This window comes from Neobacillus niacini, assembly GCF_030817695.1.
GTDB lineage: Bacteria > Bacillota > Bacilli > Bacillales > Cytobacillaceae > Neobacillus > Neobacillus niacini_F.
In genome coordinates this window covers 470,000-494,287 of record NZ_JAUSZQ010000002.1, presented here as the reverse complement: position 1 = coordinate 494,287, position 24,288 = coordinate 470,000, and the positions used below count along the sequence as shown (strand labels likewise).

The window sequence follows — 24,288 nt, the reverse complement described above, 5'->3', positions numbered from 1 at the left end:
ACCTTCACCTCGAGGAAATCTTTTCAAATTTATGGATAAAGCTATTATAGCAAAAAAAAGTATGAGTTCTATGATAAGAACTCATACTTTTAATTAATCTTCCAGCGGGCGAAATTCATGAACCCAAACACGCATTTGTGGCAGCCATGGCATCCCAGGATGGTAGGATAGAATCGATTGCTTATATTCTTCGACCGTAGGGTAGCCCTCGCGGCGAGCGTCATCATCCGTTAATTCACCTAAGCTTTGTGAATATACGCGCTCAACGACAAATTGACGTCCTTCAAGCGTCATGATTTCACCTGGATCGGCATATCTTCCATTTCTGCGGGTCGCTGTCTTTTCTCCTGCAAGCACCTTTTTTACATCAGACTCCATCGTTACTAATTTTTCAATCGAGCATGTTTTTGGCGGTAGTGTAGTGTTTTCATTTTGGCTCATACTGTTATCCTCCTTTTTCCAATTGCACTTTCACTATTTTAACACTATAACCATGTTATTAAAAATGTTTACACATTTAAAAAAATAAATGTCGCGGCTGTCAGCGCAGCAATCAGGGCACCTGATAATAATGACCTGGTCCCTATTAGACAAGTTATGTTTTTTACAAAATTATGAACCTTATATAATTTGGGTGAGGGATGTGCTAGGATACGTGTGGAGGTGAAAAATATTACTACTAAAGAACAATCCGACTCACTTACATTAAGGGGCCTAATTGCGGCTCAAAGTAGATTACCTGCGAATCATCCAATGATAGTAGTACTGGCTTCAAAACAATCGATTATAGAGGCCGGGATTGACGGGGAGCAACAAGTAGCAGAAGTCCTCGACAGGTATAAGTTCCCATTCAGAAATAATATATTCCACGACTTATCACTCTCTTCAGACAGTTACTTCCAAATTGACCATCTTTTAAAAACACCCAATTATGGCGTAATCTTAGAAACCAAAAATATGGCAGGAAGTTTAGAATACAGGGATAATCCGCCACAGCTTATCCAAAAACGGGAAGACGGACAAATAAAATATTACGAAAGCCCTGTCGTTCAATTCGAACGCAATATCGAGCTTTTTTCGGCATGGTTGGAAGAGAGAGATATTGACTTACCTCTTTATGGCGCCATTGTATTAGCCTATCCGAAACAACATGTGGAAATCCCCCCTGCCAATACCAAGATATTATTCCCGAACCTGATCCCGCCCTTTATCAAAGGACTTCCACAGCAAGGGAAGAGGCTGGATACTTCTACTTTTAACAAACTGTCTGGTGAAATTCTAAGGTGTCATCAAACCTACATTCCAAAACCCATTTGTGAATCTTATCAAGTTCCAACCAGTGATATTCAACCAGGTGTGAGGTGTGAATCATGCGGGAAAATAGGGATGAAGAAATTACCTCGGACCTGGCATTGTCCGGTTTGTAAGGTAAATAACCATTTAGCCCATCGGGGGACTTTGGTCGAGTGGTTTTTAGTGGTAAAGAGAACGATTACCAATCGGGAGTGTAGGGAGTTTTTGGGGGTGGATATCTATACAGCAAATCGGATACTTAATAGCATGAATTTAGTAAGCAAAGGAACATTCAAAGACAGAGTCTATAGAATGGACTTCAGGAAAAATAAGTGATACTTGCTATTCCGCAAGTATTCTCGGCCATCCGCAAGTATTCTCGGCTATCCGCAAGTATTCTCGGCCATCCGCAAGTATTCTCGGCCATCCGCAAGTATTCTCGGCTATCCGCAAGTATTCTCAGCTATCCGCAAGTATTCTCAGCTATCCGCAAGTATTCTCGGCCATCCGCAAGTATTCTCAGCTATCCGCAAGTATTCTCGGCCATCCGCAAGTATTCTCAGCTATCCGCAAGTATTCTCAGCTATCCGCAAGTATTCTCAGCTATCCGCAAGTATTCTCAGCTATCCGCAAGTGTTAAACCAAAGATACCTATTTCAACACCCCTAACCTCCAATTTCCACCACCGTACCTGGCATGATATTATTAAGTGGTAAATAATTGAAAGGGGAGTGCTGCAATAGTGAAAAGCGAGATCATTGAAAGATTTACTTCTTATGTGAAGGTGGATACGCAGTCGGATGAGAGTAGTGAAAGCTGTCCTTCTACACCTGGACAACTTACGTTAGCGAATATGCTCGTTGAGGAGTTAAAGTCGATTGGCATGCAAGAGGTAACTATCGATGAAAATGGGTATGTGATGGCTACCCTTCCATCTAATACGGATAAGGATGTGCCAACAATCGGCTTCTTAGCCCACGTCGATACTGCAACCGATTTCACAGGCAAGAACGTGAACCCGCAAATCATTGAAAACTATGACGGGAACGATATCCCTCTTAATGCAAACGTCACCATGACAACGAAGGATTTCCCAAGCCTGCCTAGCTATAAAGGGCATACGCTGATTACCACGGACGGTACCACACTTCTTGGTGCCGATAACAAAGCCGGCATCGCTGAAATCATGACCGCCATGTCTTACCTCATTCAACATCCAGAAATTAAACACGGTAAGGTCCGCGTTGCGTTCACGCCGGATGAGGAGATTGGCAGAGGTCCGCATAAGTTTGACGTTGCGGCATTCAACGCCAAATATGCTTATACCGTGGACGGAGGACCGCTAGGGGAGTTAGAATACGAAAGCTTTAATGCTGCGGCTGCTAAAATCACGATTAATGGCACTAATATCCATCCAGGCTCAGCAAAAGATAAAATGGTGAATTCAATGAAGATTGCCATGGAATTACATAGCCAGCTGCCAGCCCTAGAAGCACCAGAACACACAGAAGGTTACGAAGGTTTTTACCATTTAATCTCCTTCAACGGTGATGTTGAGCAAACGAAATTGTACTATATTATCCGGGATCATGACAAAGAAATCTTCGAAGCTCGAAAAAAGAGAATCAACGATATTGTTGATCTGCTAAATGAAAGATACGGAAAAGATACCGTGCTATTAGATATGAAAGACCAATATTACAATATGGGTGAAAAAATTAAACCGGTTATGGAAATCGTCGACATTGCCCAACAGGCAATGGAGAGCTTAAATATTAAACCGCTTATTAAACCAATCCGCGGCGGTACGGATGGCTCTCAGCTTTCTTATATGGGGCTGCCAACCCCGAATATTTTTACTGGCGGTGAAAACTTCCACGGTAAGTTTGAGTTTATTTCCGTCGATAATATGATTAAAGCAACCAACACTGTCATTGAAATTACGAAACTTTTCGAACAAAAAGCATAAAATATAGCCCAACTGTTTAGGTTGGGCTTTTACATTTGGTAGCGATCCAATATTGAAAAGAAATCCTTTAAAAAGTCATAAAAAAGCCTGACCGTGGGGAGCATTTTACGTTCTCTTGGAATTATGACCCCAACCGTACGGTTAACATCAGGCTCAACAATCGGTACCTTTATGGTTGAACGAGGGAACCCATCCACTAACGTGATTTCCGGAATGAGTGTGATTCCCAGGCCAGCTGAAACCAACCCTTTTATCGAATCAATATCCTCACCCTCAAAGGACACCTTTGGTTGAAAACCCAGCTGTTCATAAGCTTGGACAATAATTTCTCTTAGGATGTAATCTTCTGGAAACAAGACAAAGGCTTCCTCACGAAGCTTGGGTCTAGGTATTCCTCAATTTCTCTTTGTGCCTCATTAATTACTTTCATCGCTTGTTCCATATGCTCTAGAAACATCTGCCCAATCATGGTTAATTTGACATTTCGACCCTCGCGGATAAATAAATTAACGCCGAGTTCTTTTTCGAGATTAAAGATTTGCCTACTTACGGGTGATTGTGCCATATGGAGTGCCGTCGCGGCCTCGGTAACATGCTCACGTTTGGCTGCTTCCATAAAGTATTGAATTTGTCGTAATTCCAAATGACCCACCTCGATTCATCTCATTATGAGATGAATGTTATCTATTATTAATATTGTTAAGATTATTATTTAATTATAGAATAATTGATATTAATAATCTAATTATTTAAAAAAATAATCATTCCCATTAAAGAGGTGGATAGCTTGAAAACAATTGAACAGTTAAAAATAGATGCCGAAGGCACAGCACTTCAATATGTGGATGAAGTGTTTAATAAGGTAGTATGCCGAAATGCATATGAATCCGAATTTCACCAAGCAGTAAAGGAGATCTTTGACTCCCTAATTCCTGTTTTTGCGAAACATCCAAAATACATCCAGCACAATATTCTTGAAAGAATCGTAGAGCCTGAAAGAGTCATTTACTTCCGTGTTCCTTGGGTTGATGATCAAGGTAAAGTTCAAGTTAACCGCGGTTTCCGTGTCCAATTTAACAGTGCAATCGGTCCTTATAAAGGCGGATTACGTTTCCACCCATCTGTAAATGCCAGCATTATTAAATTCTTAGGTTTTGAGCAAATCTTTAAGAATTCCTTAACTGGTCAGCCTATTGGCGGCGGCAAAGGCGGTTCTGACTTTGACCCTAAAGGTAAATCCGATAATGAGATAATGCGCTTTACACAAAGCTTTATGACAGAGCTTTACAGACATATTGGACCTGATGTTGATGTACCAGCGGGAGATATTGGCGTAGGTGCCCGTGAAATTGGGTATATGTTCGGACAGTACAAGAAACTTCGCGGTGCCTATGAAGCAGGTGTGTTAACGGGGAAAGGTCTTGGCTATGGCGGAAGTTTAGGACGTACAGAAGCTACTGGTTACGGTACTGTGTACTTTGTAAACGAAATGCTTGCTGACAAAGGTTATAGCTTTGAAGGAAGCACGGTTGTAGTTTCCGGCTCAGGAAATGTTTCCATTTATGCGATTGAAAAAGCTACTCAATTTGGTGCAAAGGTTGTAGCCTGCAGTGATTCTAATGGATATATATATGATCCATCTGGCATTAAGCTTGAGACTGTAAAACGAATTAAAGAAGTAGAACGTAAGAGAATCAGTGAATATGTCCTTGAGCACCCAGAAGCTCAGTACTACGAAGGCTGTTCTGGCATTTGGTCGATTCCTTGTGATATTGCTTTACCATGTGCAACTCAAAATGAAATTGATGAGGCTTCAGCAAAAATCCTCGTTTCTAATGGTGTAAAAGCTGTTGGAGAGGGTGCTAATATGCCATCTACTCTTGAAGCTGTTGAGGTATTTTTAGAAAATGATATTTTGTTTGCTCCTGGGAAAGCAGCAAATGCTGGCGGTGTAGCAGTATCTGCTCTTGAAATGGCTCAAAATAGCCAGCGACTATCTTGGACATTTGAAGAAGTGGATGCGAAATTACACCAAATTATGATCAACATCTATCGTAACAGCATGAATGCAGCCGAGGAATATGGCTATCCAGGCAACCTTGTTGTCGGTGCGAATATTGCAGGCTTCATTAAAGTAGCAGACGCAATGATTGCACAAGGTGTTATCTAAATAATAGTAAGGGTGCTCCGAAAGTGGGGCACCCTTCTTTTATGCCGTTTTCTTAAGCCAATTCCTGCCTTCAACCATTCTAGAAACCATCATTTCCGCAACATTATCTCCGCTTGTGTTGATTGCTCCATCATACTCAATTCCTTTACCTTTACCGGCCATGAACACATAAACTATAAAGGCCACAAAGAAATTATCAATCGAGACCATATAATACGTGATACCGGCTTTAATATAGGAATCTTTTTGCTCGATTTATATTTGCAATAGAAGAGGAAATTACTTAAAGTTCAAATAGTTAAAAAATAAGATCATTCCTTTTCTATGCTATAATTAGCCTAACTTCAGTTTTCTAAAAATAAAGGGGGAGAATGGATGGAAATCGGTTTACTTTCCATACTTGGTTTTGGATTTGTTCTTGGTATCAAACATGCCATTGAACCGGACCATGTTATTGCTGTATCCACCATCGCCAGTCAAAGTAAAAAGTTATTGCGGTCGTCTTTAGCTGGTGTATTTTGGGGGATCGGTCATACTGCAACATTATTTATTATCGGAATAGTCCTTATTCTAATGAAAGGTGAAATTCCAGAAAAATGGGCGATGTCATTAGAGTTTTTAGTAGGAATTATGCTCGTTTATCTTGGTATTACTACGATTCTTTCCTTTAAAAATATTCATTTACATAAGCACGAACAAAATGGTGAGTTACATAAACATCTCCATTCTCACGAACATAGCGGGACACATGAACATCACCATCAGCATAAAAAAGTTTCCTACCTAAAATCTATGTTGATTGGTTTAGTTCATGGACTTGCAGGAAGTGGTGCAATGATTGTTTTAACAATGAGCTCAGTAAAGAGTCCTTGGGAAGCGGCTGTTTATATCCTGATTTTTGGAGCCGGAACGGTAATTGGAATGCTTTTCTTTACTACCTTAATTGGAATTCCGTTTGTGTTTAGTGCGAAAAAGTTTAGCTTAAATAGAACCCTAACTCAGGTTACAGGTTTAATTAGTACAGTGTTTGGTATCTATTACATGTACAACTTAGGAGTAACGGAAGGATTATTTAAACTTTGGATTCAATAAAAATATGGACCCTTGTCACGGGGTCCATATTTTTTTACTTATTCATACTGGCTAAAAATCCACCCAGCAGGTCATCTAAATCAGGCTCTTCCTCAACCTTTTCTTCTTGTAACAAAGGTTTGGCATTTTCCCAATCAAACTCATCTAAATCATCATCCATATCGGATAAATCAATAGAAGCAGCAATTTCCTCTACAGCACTATCGTTATCTGGATAGGAGCTGATTTCAGGTTTCTCAGGAAATATTTCTTCTTGCAGGTATAAAGCTTCATCAATATCGACAGATCTGCTATTTAAACTTGCAAGCAGAGAAGTAGAACGGACAGGATCCGATATCAATTGATAGATAATACTTCCTAATAACGCCTCTGAATGTTCGTGCTTCAACCAGTCGCGTTGTGCTTTCGTCAGCTTTTTCGGCAGAGGAACGGTAATCATCTCGCGTTCTCTTGCATTTACATTACTGACACCTTCCATCACAAACTCAGCGATTTTGCTTGAAAAATTTCTTCTTTCGGTATCCTTTAATTTTTGCAGCTGCTTAATTAAATGGTCAGGTGTGTCAGAAGGGACACGGAAGGAAATAGCCTGTCCCCGCTGAATTTCAGTTGAACCAGCCTTCTTCATATCATCACCCTATTAATTGGTAACAGGTTTTTTCGTTTGCGTTTGTTCAACTTTTTGTTTCTCTGCTTTTCTCGCATAATCCATAATGAGCTTGTAATAGGCATTTGCCATCATCCAAATACTCTCTTTTTCATCTTCAAAGAAGTCAATATTAAAGCCATCGAGATTATTATTTAATGTTTTAAGATAATCCTTTAATACGGTCGCACCGCCGCCAACAAAATAGCAAATTTCTGTTTGGGAATTCTTTGACCAAACATTTCGCAATAAACGATATTGTTTCTTTGCCAAATCTAGCAGAATACGGTCCGTTATATCGTGAACACTAGTCCTGCTTCCTTTAACCATGATATGATTGCGGTCGTTTTTCTTCGTGATGATTTCAACAACATCTCGGCGGCTGTCTAGTTCAACACCGTGCTTTGTCCTAATTTCTTCACGGATTGCTTCTAATGATTCTGAAACCCCAAGATTAAAGCCCTGCGCTTTATCATCATCGACATTTCTATTTTTTATAACGGCGATATCTGTTGATAATCCACCGATATCTTGAATCAAGATACGCTTATCGATTAAGTCCTTATTAATGATTTTTGAGTTATTATCCATAACTAGGTTAATGTAAGCCGCAAATCCTTCAGGGTATACCTTTATTTCATCAAACTTAATGTTTACCTTTAAACCTTGGTATTTAGGTGTGACAAGAAACTCGACTTGGTGAACAGACCCGATTAACTTTGAACGATAGCCTGCATCCTTACCTTCTTTAACTTCACGAAGAGGAAGGCCCGTTCCAAGCGTGTAGTTCGCATCAATGACGTTTTTCGTTTGACGGAAATTATTTTTATTCCCTTCCTTAACAGCATCCAAAGCGAGCGTAGTAAAAAGAAGCACTAGAGTTTGGTCTTCCTCGGACTTGCTGCTGCCAGGGTCTAATTCTGTTCCATTAGGACTTTTAGTTGCGAGATTACCAACACGGTAAATAGCATTGTTGTCCTTCAAAGCAGGGGAGTGGACTTTGATATGAATGCCATCAAGAGGATCTTTGTCATCTAATTCTTCAATTCCAATTACAGGGCGGTCCTCCGTATCTCTAGCAATAATATTAGGGATATTAAGTTCATATTCCATTTCTCCAAATATTGCCTTAATCGAATCATTTCCAACATCAACGGCTGCAATTCTAGTATTATTCAAAATTGTCATCCTTTCATTCTCTAATTTTAGATGTTAATGAAGATATGTATTTAACACTCTAGCTTTAGATTATAGGAGTTTGATAGATTCTTCAATCATGAAGTCCTAAAGAAATCAAAGTGTAAAATTGTAAACAATACGTAATCGTTGTATACATTTTTCGTATACAACGATTACAAACCTGTACACATAGCTTAAAAACGGCATGTGTACAGGTTTGTATACTTGTAAACATTTTTGTAAACACAAAGTATACAAGATTGTAAACATGTGTACGATTACCGTAAACACGTAAACGTTTTTTGTAAACAAAAAAATAGACCCCCCATTCAAGAGAGTCTATTTCTGCTCCGTCCGTTTTTTACCTTCCTCTGTAACAGCAAAGGTTCGAACCATTTTCTTAATTTTTTCAGTGCTTCGGAACCTTAGTGCAGACCAGTCAGCGTCAATGGCGATTTGTCGTACTGGCTCAAAACCTTCTTCAGAGAGCATATACATAACTGTTTCACGGCTGCAATCTGATCCTTTGTAGGCTTTCGATGATTTCTTAGGATAACAAAGCCATAGTAAACCATCCTCTTTCACGTATGATACTGCGTTTTTGGCATGTGATTGAAGTTCTTGATTACTTGTTCCAAATACTTGAACAAAGTCATACTTCTCTAGCTCAGCCTGTTGATGGACCTCCCCTTCGAACGCTGCCTTAATATCATCATAAGACTTTGGAGCATTAATAACTAAAACGGGCTGTCCCTGATCCTTAAAATTCAACTTTTTCAATACAGGAGATGCTTCTGTCATTGGTAACCTTCCTCCCATTCTATTTACTCTCTATCTTAGCATAGGCGCGTTTTTAGAACATTATTATAGTATCTACAACCTTCCATCACTTTAGTCTATTCCTCAACACTATTACAAAAAAATGCTAGAAATTATATAACGGTGTTAAGCCTCCACCAGATCGCACCATGCAAAATGTCTATAATGTTAAGTGAAGCTAACCAAAAATATTATTCTACAAAAACCTGAGTCGATTTGGGCTCAGGTTTTTACCTTTCTCACCAGATGTAAACCCCTTCACTAATGTTTATAAAACGAATTTTTGTAAAATAAACACATTAATACTCGTATACTGTTGTCGTTTTAAGTAGTATTATTTCTATTTTTGTATTTAGTTATTTTAATATTTACAATATTCAATCTAAATTATATCATCATAGTACACTACTATATTCTTAGGGACTCGAACCATTTTAAGATTAGTAGATTCTTTTTGATAAGGAGGGATTAATACATAGAATAACCAGTCTTTTAAAGGGGTACAAGCAAAAAAGGGAGGTTCTATATGAAGAAGAGAAAAATACTATCCACTGCACTTACACTATCACTCGGTCTAGGATTGTTTAATGTCGCTTCATTTTCACCAAGTGTAAAAGCAAATGATATAACTGGAAAAATTACATCATCAGGTGCCCCAATCGACCTAGGAATTGCAAATGATGAGAGATTAATAGAAATGTTAAAAAAGAATGGGACAATAGCTACTAATGCAACCCCAGCAGAAGCTGAAATAGCATTACAAAAATATCTTAAAAATAAAGCTGCCGGTGCTTCAAAGGATACTGGTGAACTCCATAAGCACGAAAAGGAATTACAAAGCACTTTAAAGGAAAACCTCACAAATACAGGCTTAGTTAGCGGAAAAGGTAATAAGTTGGGTCAAACAAATACAGTTAAACCAGTTATAGAGGAAGCTTGGAATGGGAGTCAACGAACTGATAATGTATTAGTTTTACTTATTGAATATCCTGATTTTCCTGCAAGTCGAATTACGTCAGATGAGACAGATATGTTCTATGAAGACTATACAAAACAGCATTATGAAGATATGATTTTTGGTGACAATGGATATAAAGGACCTAACGGTCAAACTCTAGTATCTGTTAAACAATATTACGAGCAGCAATCTGGGGGCAGTTATACAATTAATGGTCAAGTTGCAGGTTGGTATAAAGCCTCTCAACCAGCTGCCTACTATGGTGGAAATGATTCAAGTGATAATGATAAAAATCCCCGTGGGCTGGTTAAAGAAGCACTACTAGCGGTTGCAAATGACAAAAGCGTAAATCTAAAAAATTACGATAAAGAAGATCGGTATGACTTGGATGGAGACGGGAATCTGCGAGAGCCAGATGGATTAATCGATCATTTAATGATTGTTCATTCTAGTGTTGGTGAAGAAGCAGGAGGAGGTTCCCTAGGGGCTGATGCCATTTGGTCCCACCGATGGGATCTTGGGGCAGTAACCACACTTCCTCGTACAAAAGCAGACGTACGTTACTGGGGAGGTAATATGGCCGCCTATGACTATACAATTGAACCAGCAGATGGCGCTGCAGGTGTATTCGCACATGAGTATGGTCATGACCTAGGTCTTCCTGATGAATATGATACCATCTACTCTGGTGCAGGTGAGCCTGTAGAGTATTGGTCTATTATGTCAAGCGGCAGCTGGGCAGGTGATGTTTCCGGAACAGAACCTACTGGATTTAGTCCGTATGCAAGGGAATTTTTACAAGCTTCTATGCCTGGAAGCAACTGGCTAACGGGAACAACAATAAATGTTAACGATGTTTCTAGTAAAGGTACAGAAATCCTGCTTGACCAAGCAAACTCCAAAGGTACAAATAATGACGCTGTACGGATTGATTTACCTAAAAAGGTTACCATGGTAAACATACCAGCAGCGGGTGAATTTGAATACCATGGCGGTAAAGGTGATGAAGTCGATCATAAAATGGTTACCACTGTCGACTTAACAGGTACTGCTTCAGCTTCACTCGATTTTGACGCTTGGTATAATATTGAAGAAGATTGGGATTTTGCAATGGTCCAAGTGTCAACAGATGGTGGAACAACATGGAAATCCTTATCATCACCAAATACTACCTCTTCTTTAGTTGAAGGTGGATATCCAGCAATTAGCGAAAATCTCCCGGGTTACACAGGCTCAAGTAACGGCTGGATTCATGAGACTATTGATATTAGCAAATACGCAGGGCAAAAAATTCAACTTCAATTCCGTTCTATGTCAGACTGGGGAGCTAATTTAGAAGGCTTCTATGTTGACAATATATTAATAACCGCTGATGGAAAAGAAGTACTCTTTGATGGCGCTGAAGGAGATTCTAACTTTATTTTTAATGGGTTTAAAAAGGATAGTGGTAAAACTACAGCTGCTCACTATTACCTATTAGAATGGAGATCACACAACGGAGTTGATGCTGGTTTAGCACATATCCGCCGTGGTGCCAGCTTAATGAGCTATAACCAAGGATTAGTTGTTTGGTATGTGGATGAAACATATGGTGATAACTGGACTGGAATGCACCCTGGTGATGGATTCTTAGGCGTTGTCGACGCGGATCAACATACACTTTCTTGGAGCAATAAGGCCCTTGCATCCACTCGCTACCAAGTACATGATGCTGCTTTCAGTCTAACCAAAGCGGATACTATGTTTATTAACTATCCAGGTCAATTTACTTTGACCGATAACTATACTCAACTTAACCCACTATTCGATGACAGTGCAGACTACAGTAACCCTGGTCTAGTTGACGCAGGACGTAACGTACCAAACTACGGTTTAAAATTCCGAGTTGTTGGTGAAAGTTCTGATGGTACTGTTGGTAAAGTGTTAATCTTTAAATAAAATTGAAAATCTACTTTAGGTGACTCCGGTGCTTGCCGGGGTCATTTTTATAATAGGCTCTGTTAAAACTGAATGTTGATTTCACTGTGTTTGGAAAATAAGCGGAGAATTTCCGTTTATATTGTGAAATACCCATATTTCCAGTCAAGTCCTTGATTTTGTGTAAATTTGCTAAACAATGTTTTCAACCAAAATTTTGTTATGTCAAATATATATGATCAGCCGACTTATCCCCTTAACATTTTTCGAGCGTTACTTCCATGGGTTTCAATCTCCATATCCAGTCAAGGGTGTCAAAGGCGGTTTTTCCTTTGATAGCCTTGACTGGATATGGAATAATCCATAAATGGAAGTACGTTGAAAATTAAACAACTACCTTTTAATAGATTTCTGCTTTGAATAATTGGTTTCTTGATAATGCATTAAAACAGCTCCTACTAAACGAAAGGCAGATTGTGTATTTGGGTAAATACGAATTACCTTTTCTCTTCTTCGGACTTCCTGATTTAATCGCTCAAGAGAATTTGTACTACGGATATGACACCGGATTTCTTCTGGGTATTCCATGTATTGTATGGTATCTTCGAAACCTTCATCTAATATTTTCAGAGCTTGTTCGTATTTAGGATTATCCCCAAACTGACTCATCAGTTCACCTTTAAAATTCCGCATATCCTCAATTGTGACTGCTTCAAAAATACGCTTAATCATCATACGTATTTCCGCTGAATCCTTTTTTGGAAGCCTTTCTATGATATTACGTTTAAAATGGACGTTACACCTTTGCCAGCTAGTCCCAATAAATTCACGTTGAATCGCTTTTTGAAGCCCTTGGTGAGCATCTGAAATGACTAGCTTTGGGGATTGAAGACCACGTGATTTAAGTTGTTGGAGAAAGCGACTCCAACTTTCATAACTCTCCGCATGATCCACACTTAACCCAAGAATTTCACGTGTTTTGCTTTCAGTGATAGCAGTTGCGATATAAACAGCCTTAGAGACGACACGATGATGTTCACGCACTTTTATGTACATTGCATCTACGAAAACAAAAGGATAATACCTTAAATTTAAGGGCCGTTTGGCCCAGTCATTAATAATAGGATCAAGCTTCTGAGTAAGTGAAGAAACAAACGATTTTGACTTACTTTCACCACAAAGTTGTTCCACAATATGTGTAACTTTACGTGTAGAAACGCCATTGATAACCATCTCTAGCATAGAGAGAACTAATGCCTGGTCACAACGTGCATATTTCTCAAAAACCGAAGGTGAAAACTCACCATTTCGAGTCCTAGGAACCTTAAGTTTTATTTTACCGATACTCATCGTTAAGTCACGTTCGTAGTAGCCATTTCGGTAATCACGACGCTCATCAGAGCGTTCATACGCGGCAGCGTGTAAATAATCATTTCTTTCTTTCTCCATGTACTCATTCAAAACCAGAACAACAGCTGATTTAACAACGTTGTCTATATTTGAATTCATTACTGAGTCTTTTAAAATTTCCATATCTAGGCTAAACTGTAATTGGGTCATTTTTATTCCTCTTTTCTATGTTTATCGTCGTTGTTAAACATTGTAGCCAAGTAGGATAAAAATGACCCCTTTTCTTTTTACACAATTATACGGACTTAATCATATTTCCTTAAAAATAGGCGGAGCGTTTCCGCTTATTGTATCTAAATCCTTGGATTTTGTCTTATTTAAAGCAGTTAACCGGAATATCTCCGCTTATATCAGCTTCTTAAGCTTCCTCTATATACAATAGCCGGAAATTCTCCGCCTATGAATTCTCAACCCTACACGAAAATCAACAATAAATAATAACAGAGCCTTATAATAAAAAAACCGAACAATGACTACTCTAAAGTCATTATCCGGCCTTTATCTTATTTCTTCTTTGCAGACTTCTCTTTCAAATGTACTTCATATGAAAAGGCTACTGGATTTTTATCATCTGCAGGTGCTGCGTAAGAAGTAATCATATAGTTCTTTCCATCTTTGAATAACTGTCTTAGAGTCAATGCATCCTCTTCTGTTACATTGAAGGGATCAACTGTGATTACTTTGTAATTTGTTTTTGCACCCTTTTTATTACCAACTTCTTTTTCGTTGATAAATGTTACGGTGTAGTTTACATATTGTCCAGCAATCTCTTGTAAAGATTTGAAGCTGTCGATAGAGCTCCCATCATTGGTATAACCGATTTCTGGAATTTCAATGTTATCAATAAACCAGCCACTATCAGTGTGACCCCAGTCTGTTAAGTATCGGAAGGAAACCAATATCTTTTGACCAGCATACTCACTTAAATCAAACGATTCCTCTTGCCATTCTTTGATATTACCAGTAAAACCAGGTACGTTTTCTTTAATTTTCGGGTAGCCTTCTTCGACAACATCAGTGCGGGTATTTTCATTTGCTAAGCTCTTCCAAGTATCACCGCCATCAGTTGATACTTGAACCACTCCGAAATCCCATTGTTCTTCGATATCAAGGTAATGGTCAAAGTTTAATGTAGCTGAATCAACACTTGATAAATCCGCTTCAAGAATAATTGCATTATCTGCTTCGTCTCCCGCGTTGCCCCATAATACTTTGTTTGTAGCATCTTTAGGATCTGCAACTGATTTCCATGGAGTTGAAAGGAAATCCACTCCATCAAAGGAAATACTTCTAATCTTATCTTGGAAATCTAATTCTTTAAAATCTCCGCCCCATGCTGGAACGCCTTCTTTTTCAAATTCAACTGCATCTTCATAATCTACCGTCTTACCACGTTTTGTACCATTATTATCAACAGTTAGATCCCGAAGGTTAATGCTATCAAACTTATATACTCCATTACCCACTCTATCAGAGTCTAAAGCTAATGCAGTAATGAAGTTTTGATAAACTTGAGTGAAATCAAGATCATAACCATGTGCCTTTAAAACTTCGTTTACACTATTAATCCCTTGTGTATCCTTCAAAGCTAAGTCACGAATAAACTCCTGACCGAACTTGTCATTCATATATAACGTAAATAGATATACCTGACCATAGTCGGCAATTGTTTCTGGTCCTGTCTTAGCACCTACGTGCTCATCCCAATTTACTAGTGAATTCTCAGGATGATCTAAGTAAAAGTTAATAGACCTATCATCATGCCCATACCCACCAAGATATTCTGAGAAAGTAGACATTCCCTCATTTAACCAAGTTTCTTCAGCACCATCGTTGTCAGCATGAATTAAATGCTGTAACTCATGAATAGTAGTTCCAAAGAATGTAGACTCTAAACGAGTCTCCCAGCTATTTGTGTCGATGGTAATGATATTTCTATCAATATAGTTTTCTAGTGTTTGCCAGAAGAAACCAGCAACAAAGAATGGGTAAGAAGGGTTAGTATAACCTTCATCGATAATGTTATCTACTAGCATGATTACTTTGTCGCTGCCTTCATAGTATCCCTCTGGAAGTCCAACCATACCTGGTAAAGGAGAATGGGATCCATCATGAACATCTGGTGTACCAAAGAAAGATGTAGCTTTTGGATATATATTCGAGTCGAATTCGTCACGAAGCTTATCTACTTGTTCCTGTGTAACTACATGCGCAGGACGGTCATCAGGAAAAGATAAATCATTAGCAACCCAAATTTCAACGTTTTCTCCAACACTCCGAAGAGTAAATGTTTTAAATTCTAATAATCTGTTTAAAAAGTACTTTGTTCCCCCATCATATGTAAAAGTACTTTCTGCTGAATTATCCTCTGCTGCTTCAACCTTATTAAAATTAATTTGTGCACCTTGCTCAACAATCTTCTTTTCAGCTTGCTTTAGGTATGAAGAATCGTTACTTAGTAGATTTAGTTGACCATCAATATCCACTCGATCCCCATAACGCTCAACATCCCATTTTGGTGTTGTAGCTTCAGCAGCCGCTGCTTTTGAATCATTAGCTGATAATGGAGCAAAAAGTGATAGAGCTAATGCACCAGTCGATAGAATTGATAATAGTTTTTTCTTTTTCAACTTCTGATTCCTCCCTTTTATCTATATGTTTTCCAAATAATAGTAACATATTGAATTTTTGGAATATATAGTTAATTGGATACAACTATCTACTCCTAAAGTTCTGATTTTTATGTACTTTTTTTATTTCTTTTTACTCATAAAAGGAATATTCTAGGAGGTTTTCTCTCTAACAAAAGCACCATACTCCTATATCCGGGTAAAATCACTGATATTTTTGCAATTGAATTATTTCTGGGAAATAATTCATAGTTTAATTTTTGGAGCACATCCTAAGGAAAACTATGTAAACAGGAGGAAGAAATGTGAATGTAGATGATATTATCATTGCACGGGAGAAGATGAAGGGGATTGTCCATACAACACCTTTGGACTATTCTAAAACTTTTAGTCAGCTTTCTCATAATGAAATATATTTGAAACTTGAAAACCTCCAAAAAACGGGGTCCTTTAAAGCGAGAGGTTCTTACAATAAACTCATTTCCCTTTCACAGGAGGAGCTCCAAAAAGGGGTTGTGGCTGCTTCTGCGGGAAATCATGCTCAAGGTGTAGCTTATTCAAGTCAAATGCTCGGTGTAGACTGTACGATTGTGATGCCAAAGGGAGCACCCCTCAGTAAGGTGTTGGCTACAAAACAATATGGTGCACAGGTCCTCTTAGAAGGAGCTACATTTGATGATGCACTTGCCTATGCTTTGGAACTTAAAGAGCAAAGGGACGCCACCTTTATTCACGCCTTTGATGATGAGGCAATAATTGCCGGCCAAGGCACTGTCGGATTGGAGATACTTGATCAACTCGAAGACGTAGAGGCTATTATTTGCCCTGTAGGAGGCGGCGGACTGATTGCGGGAGTTGCTATGGCAGTGAAGGAGAAAAACCCTCATATCTCTGTTTATGGCGTTCAGGCACTGGCATGCCCAAGCATGAAAACGTCTTTAAAAGAGAAGAAACCCGTGATGGTAGAATCCACACCAACCATGGCAGACGGGATTGCTGTTAAAAAACCAGGACAAAGAACGTTTGAGATCATTCAAAAATATGTGGATGATATTTATTGTGTCGATGAAATGGAAATTGCAAGAACGATGCTTATGCTTTTAGAAAGAAACAAACTGTTAGTAGAAGGCTCTGGTGCCTGTTCACTATCGGCACTATTATATGAAAAAGTAAAATTGAAGGAAAAGAAGGTAGTTGCGGTTTTAAGCGGTGGAAATGTCGATATGAATTTTATTTCGAGGATTATTGAACGCGGCTTAGTTGAGTCCGGACGGTATGCTACTTTTACAATCACTTTAAAGGATAAACCTGGTGAACTTCAAAAAGTGTTAAGCTCTCTAACAGATTTAGAGGCGAATATTCAATCTGTTAATCTTAATCGCATGGGCAAAAATATTTATCCTGGATATGCCGGTCTTGATATTTCCGTAGAAACAAAAAACAACGAACATATTGATATGCTTTATAAAGTGCTAAAGGACAAAAATGCAAGTGTCGAGATAAAACATTTTTAGTCATTAAAAAGAGTATTGACCCGTCATAACGGGTTCCGTTTCCTATCACAAAACGTCAATTTGCACAGGAAAATGCAAACCATTTCCGCCCTCACCGTATCTATTTTTGTGTAGGTATGCGATTTCTTAGGCGGAGAATTTCCTGCTAATGTATATAGGGGAAGCTTAAGAAACGGATATAAGCGGAGATATTCCGATTAACTGCTCTAAATAAGACAAATTCCAAAGTTTTGGATGATATAAACGGAAAAACTCCCCTTATTTTAAAGGAAATATGGGTATTTCCCAATTTAGCCGGAATTTTTCCGTTTATTTTTCATACGCGCCGAAATCAACATTCAGTTATACAGAGCCTAACCTTAAATAAAAAAAACAATGTATATCAATTTGACGTAAAAATGTAGCGCTGCGGTAACAGGCTATGTACCCCCACATTATAATATAAAAATTGCACTATAAATTCTCCCAAAATAATGATCGAAATCCCTTTATAATCAACAAAAACAGACCTCCAAATTACATACAATTTGAAGGTCATTTTGCATTACATTTTTAATGTTTACGATAGTTAACGGAACTCGTTAGATTGGTAAAAACTCTTTTCTAATTGCTGCTTATTTATTTTTTTGCTCATTTTGGTATCTTTCAAATTCCTTTGCCGTACAACGTACAAAATGGCCAGGTGTAACTTCTCTTAGCCCAAATTCACCATCTGTGTCATGTACAGTTGGATCATAGCTGATACGTTTACGTGTGCGCTCGTATCTTGGATCTGGAAGAGGAATAGCTGATAACAATGATTTTGTATATGGATGAATAGGATTATTGTATAATTCATCACTTTCCGCTAGTTCTACCAAGTTACCCATATACATAACGCCAATACGGTCAGAAATATATTTAACCATTGAAAGGTCATGAGCAATGAATAAGTACGTTAATCCACGTTCTTTTTGCAGCTTCTTAAGCAGATTGACTACCTGTGCTTGAATAGATACATCCAATGCAGAGATAGGCTCATCGGCAATGATAAACTCAGGATCAACGGCTAGTGCTCTTGCAATACCGATCCGCTGTCTTTGCCCGCCGCTGAATTCATGTGGAAAACGAGTAGCATGCTCTCTGTTTAGACCCACGGCTTCTAGTAATTCTTCAACTTTCGCCTTACGCTCAGCATCGTTTTTTACTAGCTTGTGCACGTCTAGACCCTCGGCAATGATATCTAATACCGTCATTCTAGGATTTAAGGATGAAGATGGATCCTGGAAAATCATTTGCATTTTACGATTAAACTTAAGCAGTTCGGACTTATTTTTCTTGCCGTGAACATCTTCACCAGCAAATTTAACTTCACCGCCCGTTGCATCGTAAAGTCGAATGATGGTTCTCCCTGTTGTAGACTTTCCACAACCAGACTCGCCAACTAGACCAAAGGTTTCACCTTTATATACATCAAAGCTTACACCATCAACAGCCTTGATTGAATTATTTTTACCAACGGCAAAATGTTTTTGTAAGTTTTTTACTTCAAGTAGTTTTTCTCTTGTCACCGTTTTCCACCACCTTTAGTACCTGTTTGAGCAAAACCTTGCATCCTGTGCTTAACAGCTTCAGGCGGCTCAATTTTAGGCGCATCTGGGTGCAGCAGCCAGGTTGCTGCATAATGTGTGTCTGAAACCCTAAACATCGGCGGTTCCATGACCGTATCAATTTCTAAAGCAAATTGGTTTCTTGGAGCAAATGCATCCCCTACAGGAGGAGTAAGCATGTTAGGCGGGCTGCCAGGGATAGCAAAAAGCTCTTCGTCACTGCTATCTAATGTAGGCATAGAACCTATTAATCCCCAAGTATAAGGGTGCTTAGGGTTGTAGAAAATATCATCTACTGTCCCAATTTCTACAATTTTTCCTGCGTACATTACCGCTACTCGGTCTGCAACGTTTGCAACAACACCGAGGTCATGCGTGATAAAAATAATCGCACTATCCGTTTTTTGTTGAATACTCTTCATCAACTCTAGGATCTGAGCTTGAATGGTTACGTCAAGCGCAGTAGTTGGCTCATCTGCAATTAGAATCTTTGGATTACAAGCTAATGCAATCGCTACAACCACACGTTGACGCATACCGCCTGAAAATTGATGAGGGTATTGATCTATACGTACATCCGGTCTTGGAATTCCAACAAGAGTTAGAAGTTCAAGAGCTGTTTTTCTTGCTTCTTGTTTGCTCATATTTTGGTGCTTGATCAGACCTTCCATGATCTGATTTCCAATTTTCATTGTTGGATTTAAAGATGACATTGGATCTTGGAAAACCATCGAAATGTCTTTACCGCGAATTTTTTGCATTTCCTTGCTGGATTTCTTGGCTAGGTCTACTCCCTCAAGAAGGATTTGACCTTCTTTAATATAGCCATGCGGTTCTGGAAGGAGTCTCATGATGGCATTAGAGGTTACTGACTTCCCAGATCCAGATTCCCCTACGATCGCCAATGTTTCACCTTTATTTAAATCAAAGGTAACACCTCGAACAGCATGCACTTCACCATTGTAGGTGTTAAATGATACTTTTAAATCTTTGACTTCTAATAATTTACTCATTTATTAAACACCTACTTTCTTATTTATGCATTTTCGGATCAAATGCATCTCTCAAACCATCACCAACAATATTAAATGCAATCATAAGCACAGAAATTACAATTGCCGGGAACACAAGCATGTATGGATAAAGTCTGAGGTTATCAAACCCAAGGTCAATTAAAGATCCCAGTGAAGCATTTGGAGGAACAATACCTAGTCCAATAAAGCTTAGGAATGCCTCAAAAAAGATTGCTCCTGGGACTGAAAACATCGTGTTAATAATGATGATACCACTAATATTTGGAACTAAGTGTTTCCTAATAATCGTACCATTGGAAGTTCCTAATGTTCTTGAAGCTAAAACAAACTCTTGGTTTTTTAGCTTTAATACTTCACCACGGACAATCCGGGACATACCAATCCAGCCAGTGATCGATAAAGCAATGACAATCGAAATAATACCTGGCTTAAGAACGAGCATCATTAATAGAATAATAACTAGATTTGGAATACCAACTAAAATCTCAGCAATACGCTGCATGACATTATCGACTCTTCCACCATAAAATCCAGAAATCCCACCATAAGCGACCCCAATAACAAGGTCAAGTACTGCGGCAACAAAAGCGATGATTAGAGAAACCCTTGTACCTTCCCAAAGTCTTGTCCATTGGTCACGGCCTAAGGCGTCACTTCCAAACCAGAAATAGGTGTCTTTCATATCTTTCGCTTCATATATACGATAAGTTGCTTCAACCTCGGCAGAATTTCTAGTGCCGTCACCTTTATTTATGACTTCAATATCAATAAATTCTTCTTTATTATCAAATCTTGCATTCGCCTTGGCAGTAGCCTGCTGAACATCTTTCCCTTGGAAAGTTGCAGATAATGTTCCATCAAGACCAAGCCAAGAGACATTCTCTAAAACTGGTACACGCGGAGGCATTTTTGCCCTTTTTAAGTCCTGTTCATCTGAACCAAAATCATTCATCCATGGACCAACGATACTCATGATAATGATAAACAGGATAAGAATCATACTAAAAACAGCAGGCTTATTACCTAAAAGTGTTCTTTTCGCATCCTGAAAAAATGTTCTGCTCGGAGCTGAAATTTTATCGCTTGTATCCTCTTTGCGAACCAGAGGAACAAATAACTCTTTTGGTATATTATTATTCAGGTTATTTTTTTCCATTTTATTTACCTCCTGCTAGTCTAATCCTAGGATCAATCAATCCATATAGGAGGTCAATGATTAAGATAATCACAATAAAGCCGAACGCAAATAACAATGTTGTACCCATAATGGTTGGGTAATCATTTACCATAACAGATGTAACAAATTGTTCACCAATACCAGGAATCGCAAAAATTTGTTCGATAACCATAGAACCTGTCATCAAACCAACTGCCATTGGACCCAATACTGTAATTAACGGAATGAGTGCATTACGTAATCCGTGTTTTAATATAATTCCAGTTTCAGAAACACCTTTAGCACGTGCAGTTGTGATGTAATTGGAGTGTAACACTTCTACCATTTCTGTTCTGGTAAAACGAGCAGCAGTTGCCATCGGGTGGATAGCCAACGCGATTGTAGGCAAAATGGTATGTTCAAATTCACCCCAAAGAGCTACCGGGAACCATCCTAGCTTTACAGCAAACACATATTGCAATAATCCTGCAAATACAAACGAAGGAATCGACGTTCCTATAACCGCAATGATCGTCGATGAAAAGTCAATCGGACTATTCCGGAATATAGAAGCCATTAATCCAAGGAATATTCCCAAGATAGAACCTACCACTAACGCTTGAAAACCTAAAAGTGCAGATGGCCCGATTCTGTCAAACAAAATTGTTGTAACCGGTGTATTATCAAATTTAAATGACACACCTAAATCACCTTGTACAAGTCCGCCAAGATATTTGGCATATTGAACAGGTATTGGATCATTTAATCCATACTTTTCTAGAATAATTTCTTTTTGTTCTTCACTCAATTTATCTTCAGCGTTTAACGGACTACCCGGCAAAATTTTCATAAGAAAGAACGAGAAAGTCGCAATAATAAATAATGTTATTAACATATACCATACGCGACGGAGTAAATATCGAGTCATGTTTGCACCTCCTAAATTTATCTCTATTATATGTTATATCGATTCGATTATAAATTTTTGTTATAATCGGAACATTCATGTTCAGAAGCCGAAAGAGAGTATATGCTTTAAAAGCATACACTCTCTTCAATTTTATAATTTTAATACTATTTTTTTACTACTATTATTCTTCGGCACCAACGCTAGCCCACTTGTATTCGTAAGTTGCTCCGAATGCGTTTGTAAACACACCTTGTACTTTAGGAGAAACTAATAGAGCAGTTGCTCTTTGATATACTGGCGCAATTGCTGCATCTTCAAATAAGATTTTTTCTGCTTTTAAGAAGTTTTTATTACGCGCTTCTGCATCTTGAGCTAAAGTTGTGGCAGTTTCGTTTACTAACTTATCATATTCTGGGTTAGAGTAGCCCATCTTGTTGTTTCCGCCATCAGTTAACCAAAGATTCATATAAGTATATGGATCAAGGAAGTCTGGTCCCCATCCTGCAAACTGCATGTCATAATCCATAGCTGTGTCTAATTCTAGACGTTGTTCAAATGGTACTTCTTTTAAAGTAACTTTTAAACCAGGCAGGTTAGTTGATAATTGGTTTGCAAGGTATTGGTTCATCATTTTAGAAACTTCTGTGTCGCCGCCTAGGAATTCGACTTCTACTGTATCAGTTCCTAGTTCTTTTTTAGCTTGTTCCCAGAACTTTTGTGCTTCTTTAACATCAAACTTTACAAGATCCCCACTTGCTTCGCGGAAGTCTTTACCATCAGGAGTTGAAACGAAATCTTTTGGTACTAAACCGTTAGCAACGATAGAACCGTTGTTCAAGATTTCATCTACTAATGCTTCCTTATCAAATGCTCTAGAGATTGCTTTACGTACGTTTACGTTCTTAAGAGCTGGGTTTCTAGTTTGGTTCATCTTAATATAGAATACGGAAGTATCAGGTTCTACTGTGTAATCATCATGAGTTGAGTATTGGTCAACTAGGTCAGATGATAAACCAGCACGGTCAACTTCACCTTTTTCATATAAGTCAACAGCTGTTTGTGATTCTTTTACTACAACATATGTCATTTTTTCTAACTTTACAGTTTTTGCATCCCAGTAAGTATCGTTCTTAACTAATTCCCACTCTTGAGCAGTACTAGTCCAGTTAGAGAACTTGAATGGTCCGTTAGATAATAAAGTGTCAGCGCTAGTTGCGAATGTATCAGCTTTTTCTTCAACAAACTTTTGGTTTAATGGTAAGAATGTACCGAAAGTTGTTAAAGATTCAAAGTATGGAGTTGCATTTTCAAGTTCAACAACTAAAGTGTAATCGCCATCAGCTTTAACACCTAATTGATCAACAGGAACTTCCCCTTTGTTAACAGCAGTTGCGTTTTTGATAACGCCGCCCATCATGTATGGACCATATTCAGATCCAGTTGCTGGGTCAACTGCACGCTGCCAAGCATAAACGAAATCGTTTGCAGTTACAGGGTCACCATTTGACCATTTTGCATCTTCACGTAAAGTAAATGTCCAAGTTTTACCGTCATCACTTACTTCATGTTTTGTAGCAATACCTTCAGAAACTTTCCCATTTTCGTCAAGTCGATATAGACCTTCCATAGTAGCACCTAAGAATTGGAAACCATATTCATCAGTAGCTAAAGATGGGTCCATAGAAGGGATTGTATCACCATTGATAAAGTTTAATACTTGTTCAACTTTTGGCTTATCTGCTGTGTCTTTTGAATCATCAGCAGTTTTCTCTTCGCCGCCTGAACATGCTGCTAAGAACATGCTTAGTACAAGGCTTAGAGCTAAAAGCCAAGCATACTTTTTCTTCATAAAAAAATGACCTCCTATTATTTTATTTTTCTGTCAATTTCTTCTTAAAAAAGAAGCTATAGAAAGCATACTATTTTTCTACCACCCTTGTAAAGACCAAATATATTAAAGAGTCAAAAAATTATTATATCATTATAGATTACAATAACATTA

18 protein-coding genes and 1 pseudogene are annotated in these 24,288 nt (G+C 38.4%); 6 read left to right on the top strand and 13 right to left on the bottom strand.

Going from position 1 to position 24,288, the window contains the following annotated elements; all coding sequences use genetic code 11:
* Positions 1–93: 93 nt before the first annotated feature.
* The gene (locus QFZ28_RS02700) at positions 94–441 is read right to left on the bottom strand and encodes an ASCH domain-containing protein (RefSeq protein ID WP_307193222.1); all 348 of its coding nucleotides are present in this window, start codon (positions 439–441) and stop codon (positions 94–96) included.
* A 222-nt stretch (positions 442–663) separates the two neighbouring features.
* Here QFZ28_RS02700 and QFZ28_RS02695 point away from each other — a divergent pair, with 222 nt between their 5' ends.
* Together QFZ28_RS02695 and pepT are read left to right on the top strand one after the other, a co-directional pair.
* The gene (locus QFZ28_RS02695; RefSeq protein ID WP_307193221.1) at positions 664–1,629 is read left to right on the top strand and encodes a nuclease-related domain-containing protein; all 966 of its coding nucleotides are present in this window, start codon (positions 664–666) and stop codon (positions 1,627–1,629) included.
* Positions 1,630–2,035: 406 nt separating this feature from the next.
* Complete coding sequence (gene pepT / locus QFZ28_RS02690) at positions 2,036–3,262, top strand: peptidase T (protein WP_307193220.1); 1,227 nt, start codon at positions 2,036–2,038, stop codon at positions 3,260–3,262.
* Positions 3,263–3,291: 29 nt separating this feature from the next.
* On the opposite strand, the pseudogene QFZ28_RS02685 reads toward pepT, so the two are convergent.
* A pseudogene (locus tag QFZ28_RS02685) lies at positions 3,292–3,905 on the bottom strand (LysR family transcriptional regulator).
* Between the two features lie 144 nt (positions 3,906–4,049).
* Between QFZ28_RS02685 and gdhA the strand changes: the two are divergent.
* Positions 4,050–5,432 (top strand): NADP-specific glutamate dehydrogenase, encoded by a 1,383-nt coding sequence (gene gdhA, locus QFZ28_RS02680; protein ID WP_307193219.1) that lies wholly within the window; start codon positions 4,050–4,052, stop codon positions 5,430–5,432.
* 39 nt (positions 5,433–5,471) lie between these two features.
* Here the strand turns inward: gdhA and QFZ28_RS02675 are convergent, their stop codons facing one another.
* Positions 5,472–5,642 carry a hypothetical protein gene (locus QFZ28_RS02675; RefSeq protein WP_307193218.1) on the bottom strand — a complete coding sequence of 57 codons (171 nt, stop codon included), beginning with the start codon at positions 5,640–5,642 and terminating at the stop codon, positions 5,472–5,474.
* Positions 5,643–5,807: 165 nt separating this feature from the next.
* Between QFZ28_RS02675 and QFZ28_RS02670 the strand changes: the two genes are divergently transcribed.
* Positions 5,808–6,524, top strand: coding sequence for a HoxN/HupN/NixA family nickel/cobalt transporter (locus QFZ28_RS02670; protein WP_307193217.1), 717 nt, complete (start codon positions 5,808–5,810; stop codon positions 6,522–6,524).
* A 34-nt stretch (positions 6,525–6,558) separates the two neighbouring features.
* On the opposite strand, the gene QFZ28_RS02665 is transcribed toward QFZ28_RS02670, so the two are convergent.
* From QFZ28_RS02665 to QFZ28_RS02655, 3 genes are all read right to left on the bottom strand, one after another.
* Positions 6,559–7,152, bottom strand: a complete 594-nt coding sequence (locus tag QFZ28_RS02665) for a hypothetical protein (RefSeq protein ID WP_307193216.1) — start codon at positions 7,150–7,152, stop codon at positions 6,559–6,561.
* 12 nt (positions 7,153–7,164) lie between these two features.
* The gene (locus QFZ28_RS02660) at positions 7,165–8,349 is read right to left on the bottom strand and encodes a ParM/StbA family protein (protein WP_307193215.1); all 1,185 of its coding nucleotides are present in this window, start codon (positions 8,347–8,349) and stop codon (positions 7,165–7,167) included.
* A gap of 339 nt (positions 8,350–8,688) precedes the next feature.
* On the bottom strand, positions 8,689–9,150 hold the full coding sequence (locus tag QFZ28_RS02655) for a DUF3052 domain-containing protein (RefSeq protein WP_307193214.1): 462 nt from the start codon (positions 9,148–9,150) through the stop codon (positions 8,689–8,691).
* A gap of 544 nt (positions 9,151–9,694) precedes the next feature.
* Here QFZ28_RS02655 and QFZ28_RS02650 point away from each other — a divergent pair.
* Positions 9,695–12,064: an immune inhibitor A domain-containing protein gene (locus QFZ28_RS02650; RefSeq protein ID WP_307193213.1), complete on the top strand. Its 2,370-nt coding sequence runs from the start codon at positions 9,695–9,697 to the stop codon at positions 12,062–12,064.
* 372 nt (positions 12,065–12,436) lie between these two features.
* On the opposite strand, the gene QFZ28_RS02645 is transcribed toward QFZ28_RS02650, so the two are convergent.
* Both QFZ28_RS02645 and QFZ28_RS02640 read right to left on the bottom strand, forming a co-directional pair.
* Positions 12,437–13,603 (bottom strand): IS256 family transposase, encoded by a 1,167-nt coding sequence (locus QFZ28_RS02645; protein ID WP_307193212.1) that lies wholly within the window; start codon positions 13,601–13,603, stop codon positions 12,437–12,439.
* A gap of 353 nt (positions 13,604–13,956) precedes the next feature.
* The gene (locus tag QFZ28_RS02640) at positions 13,957–16,083 is read right to left on the bottom strand and encodes a choice-of-anchor J domain-containing protein (RefSeq protein ID WP_307193211.1); all 2,127 of its coding nucleotides are present in this window, start codon (positions 16,081–16,083) and stop codon (positions 13,957–13,959) included.
* Positions 16,084–16,424: 341 nt separating this feature from the next.
* On the opposite strand from QFZ28_RS02640, the gene ilvA reads away from it, so the two are divergent.
* Positions 16,425–17,597 carry a threonine ammonia-lyase gene (gene ilvA, locus QFZ28_RS02635; RefSeq protein WP_307196932.1) on the top strand — a complete coding sequence of 391 codons (1,173 nt, stop codon included), beginning with the start codon at positions 16,425–16,427 and terminating at the stop codon, positions 17,595–17,597.
* 614 nt (positions 17,598–18,211) lie between these two features.
* On the opposite strand, the gene QFZ28_RS02630 is transcribed toward ilvA, so the two are convergent.
* The 5 genes from QFZ28_RS02630 to QFZ28_RS02610 form a co-directional block, all read right to left on the bottom strand.
* Positions 18,212–19,147 (bottom strand): ABC transporter ATP-binding protein, encoded by a 936-nt coding sequence (locus tag QFZ28_RS02630; protein WP_307193210.1) that lies wholly within the window; start codon positions 19,145–19,147, stop codon positions 18,212–18,214.
* The gene (locus QFZ28_RS02625; protein WP_307193209.1) at positions 19,144–20,199 is read right to left on the bottom strand and encodes an ABC transporter ATP-binding protein; all 1,056 of its coding nucleotides are present in this window, start codon (positions 20,197–20,199) and stop codon (positions 19,144–19,146) included. Before QFZ28_RS02625 ends, QFZ28_RS02630 begins: the two co-directional genes overlap by 4 nt.
* Before the next feature lie 19 nt (positions 20,200–20,218).
* Positions 20,219–21,376, bottom strand: a complete 1,158-nt coding sequence (opp3C, locus tag QFZ28_RS02620; protein ID WP_307193208.1) for an oligopeptide ABC transporter permease — start codon at positions 21,374–21,376, stop codon at positions 20,219–20,221.
* 1 nt (position 21,377) lies between these two features.
* On the bottom strand, positions 21,378–22,304 hold the full coding sequence (gene opp3b / locus QFZ28_RS02615; protein ID WP_307193207.1) for an oligopeptide ABC transporter permease: 927 nt from the start codon (positions 22,302–22,304) through the stop codon (positions 21,378–21,380).
* A gap of 163 nt (positions 22,305–22,467) precedes the next feature.
* Complete coding sequence (locus QFZ28_RS02610; protein WP_307193206.1) at positions 22,468–24,135, bottom strand: peptide ABC transporter substrate-binding protein; 1,668 nt, start codon at positions 24,133–24,135, stop codon at positions 22,468–22,470.
* Between the last annotated feature and the right edge of the window lie 153 nt (positions 24,136–24,288).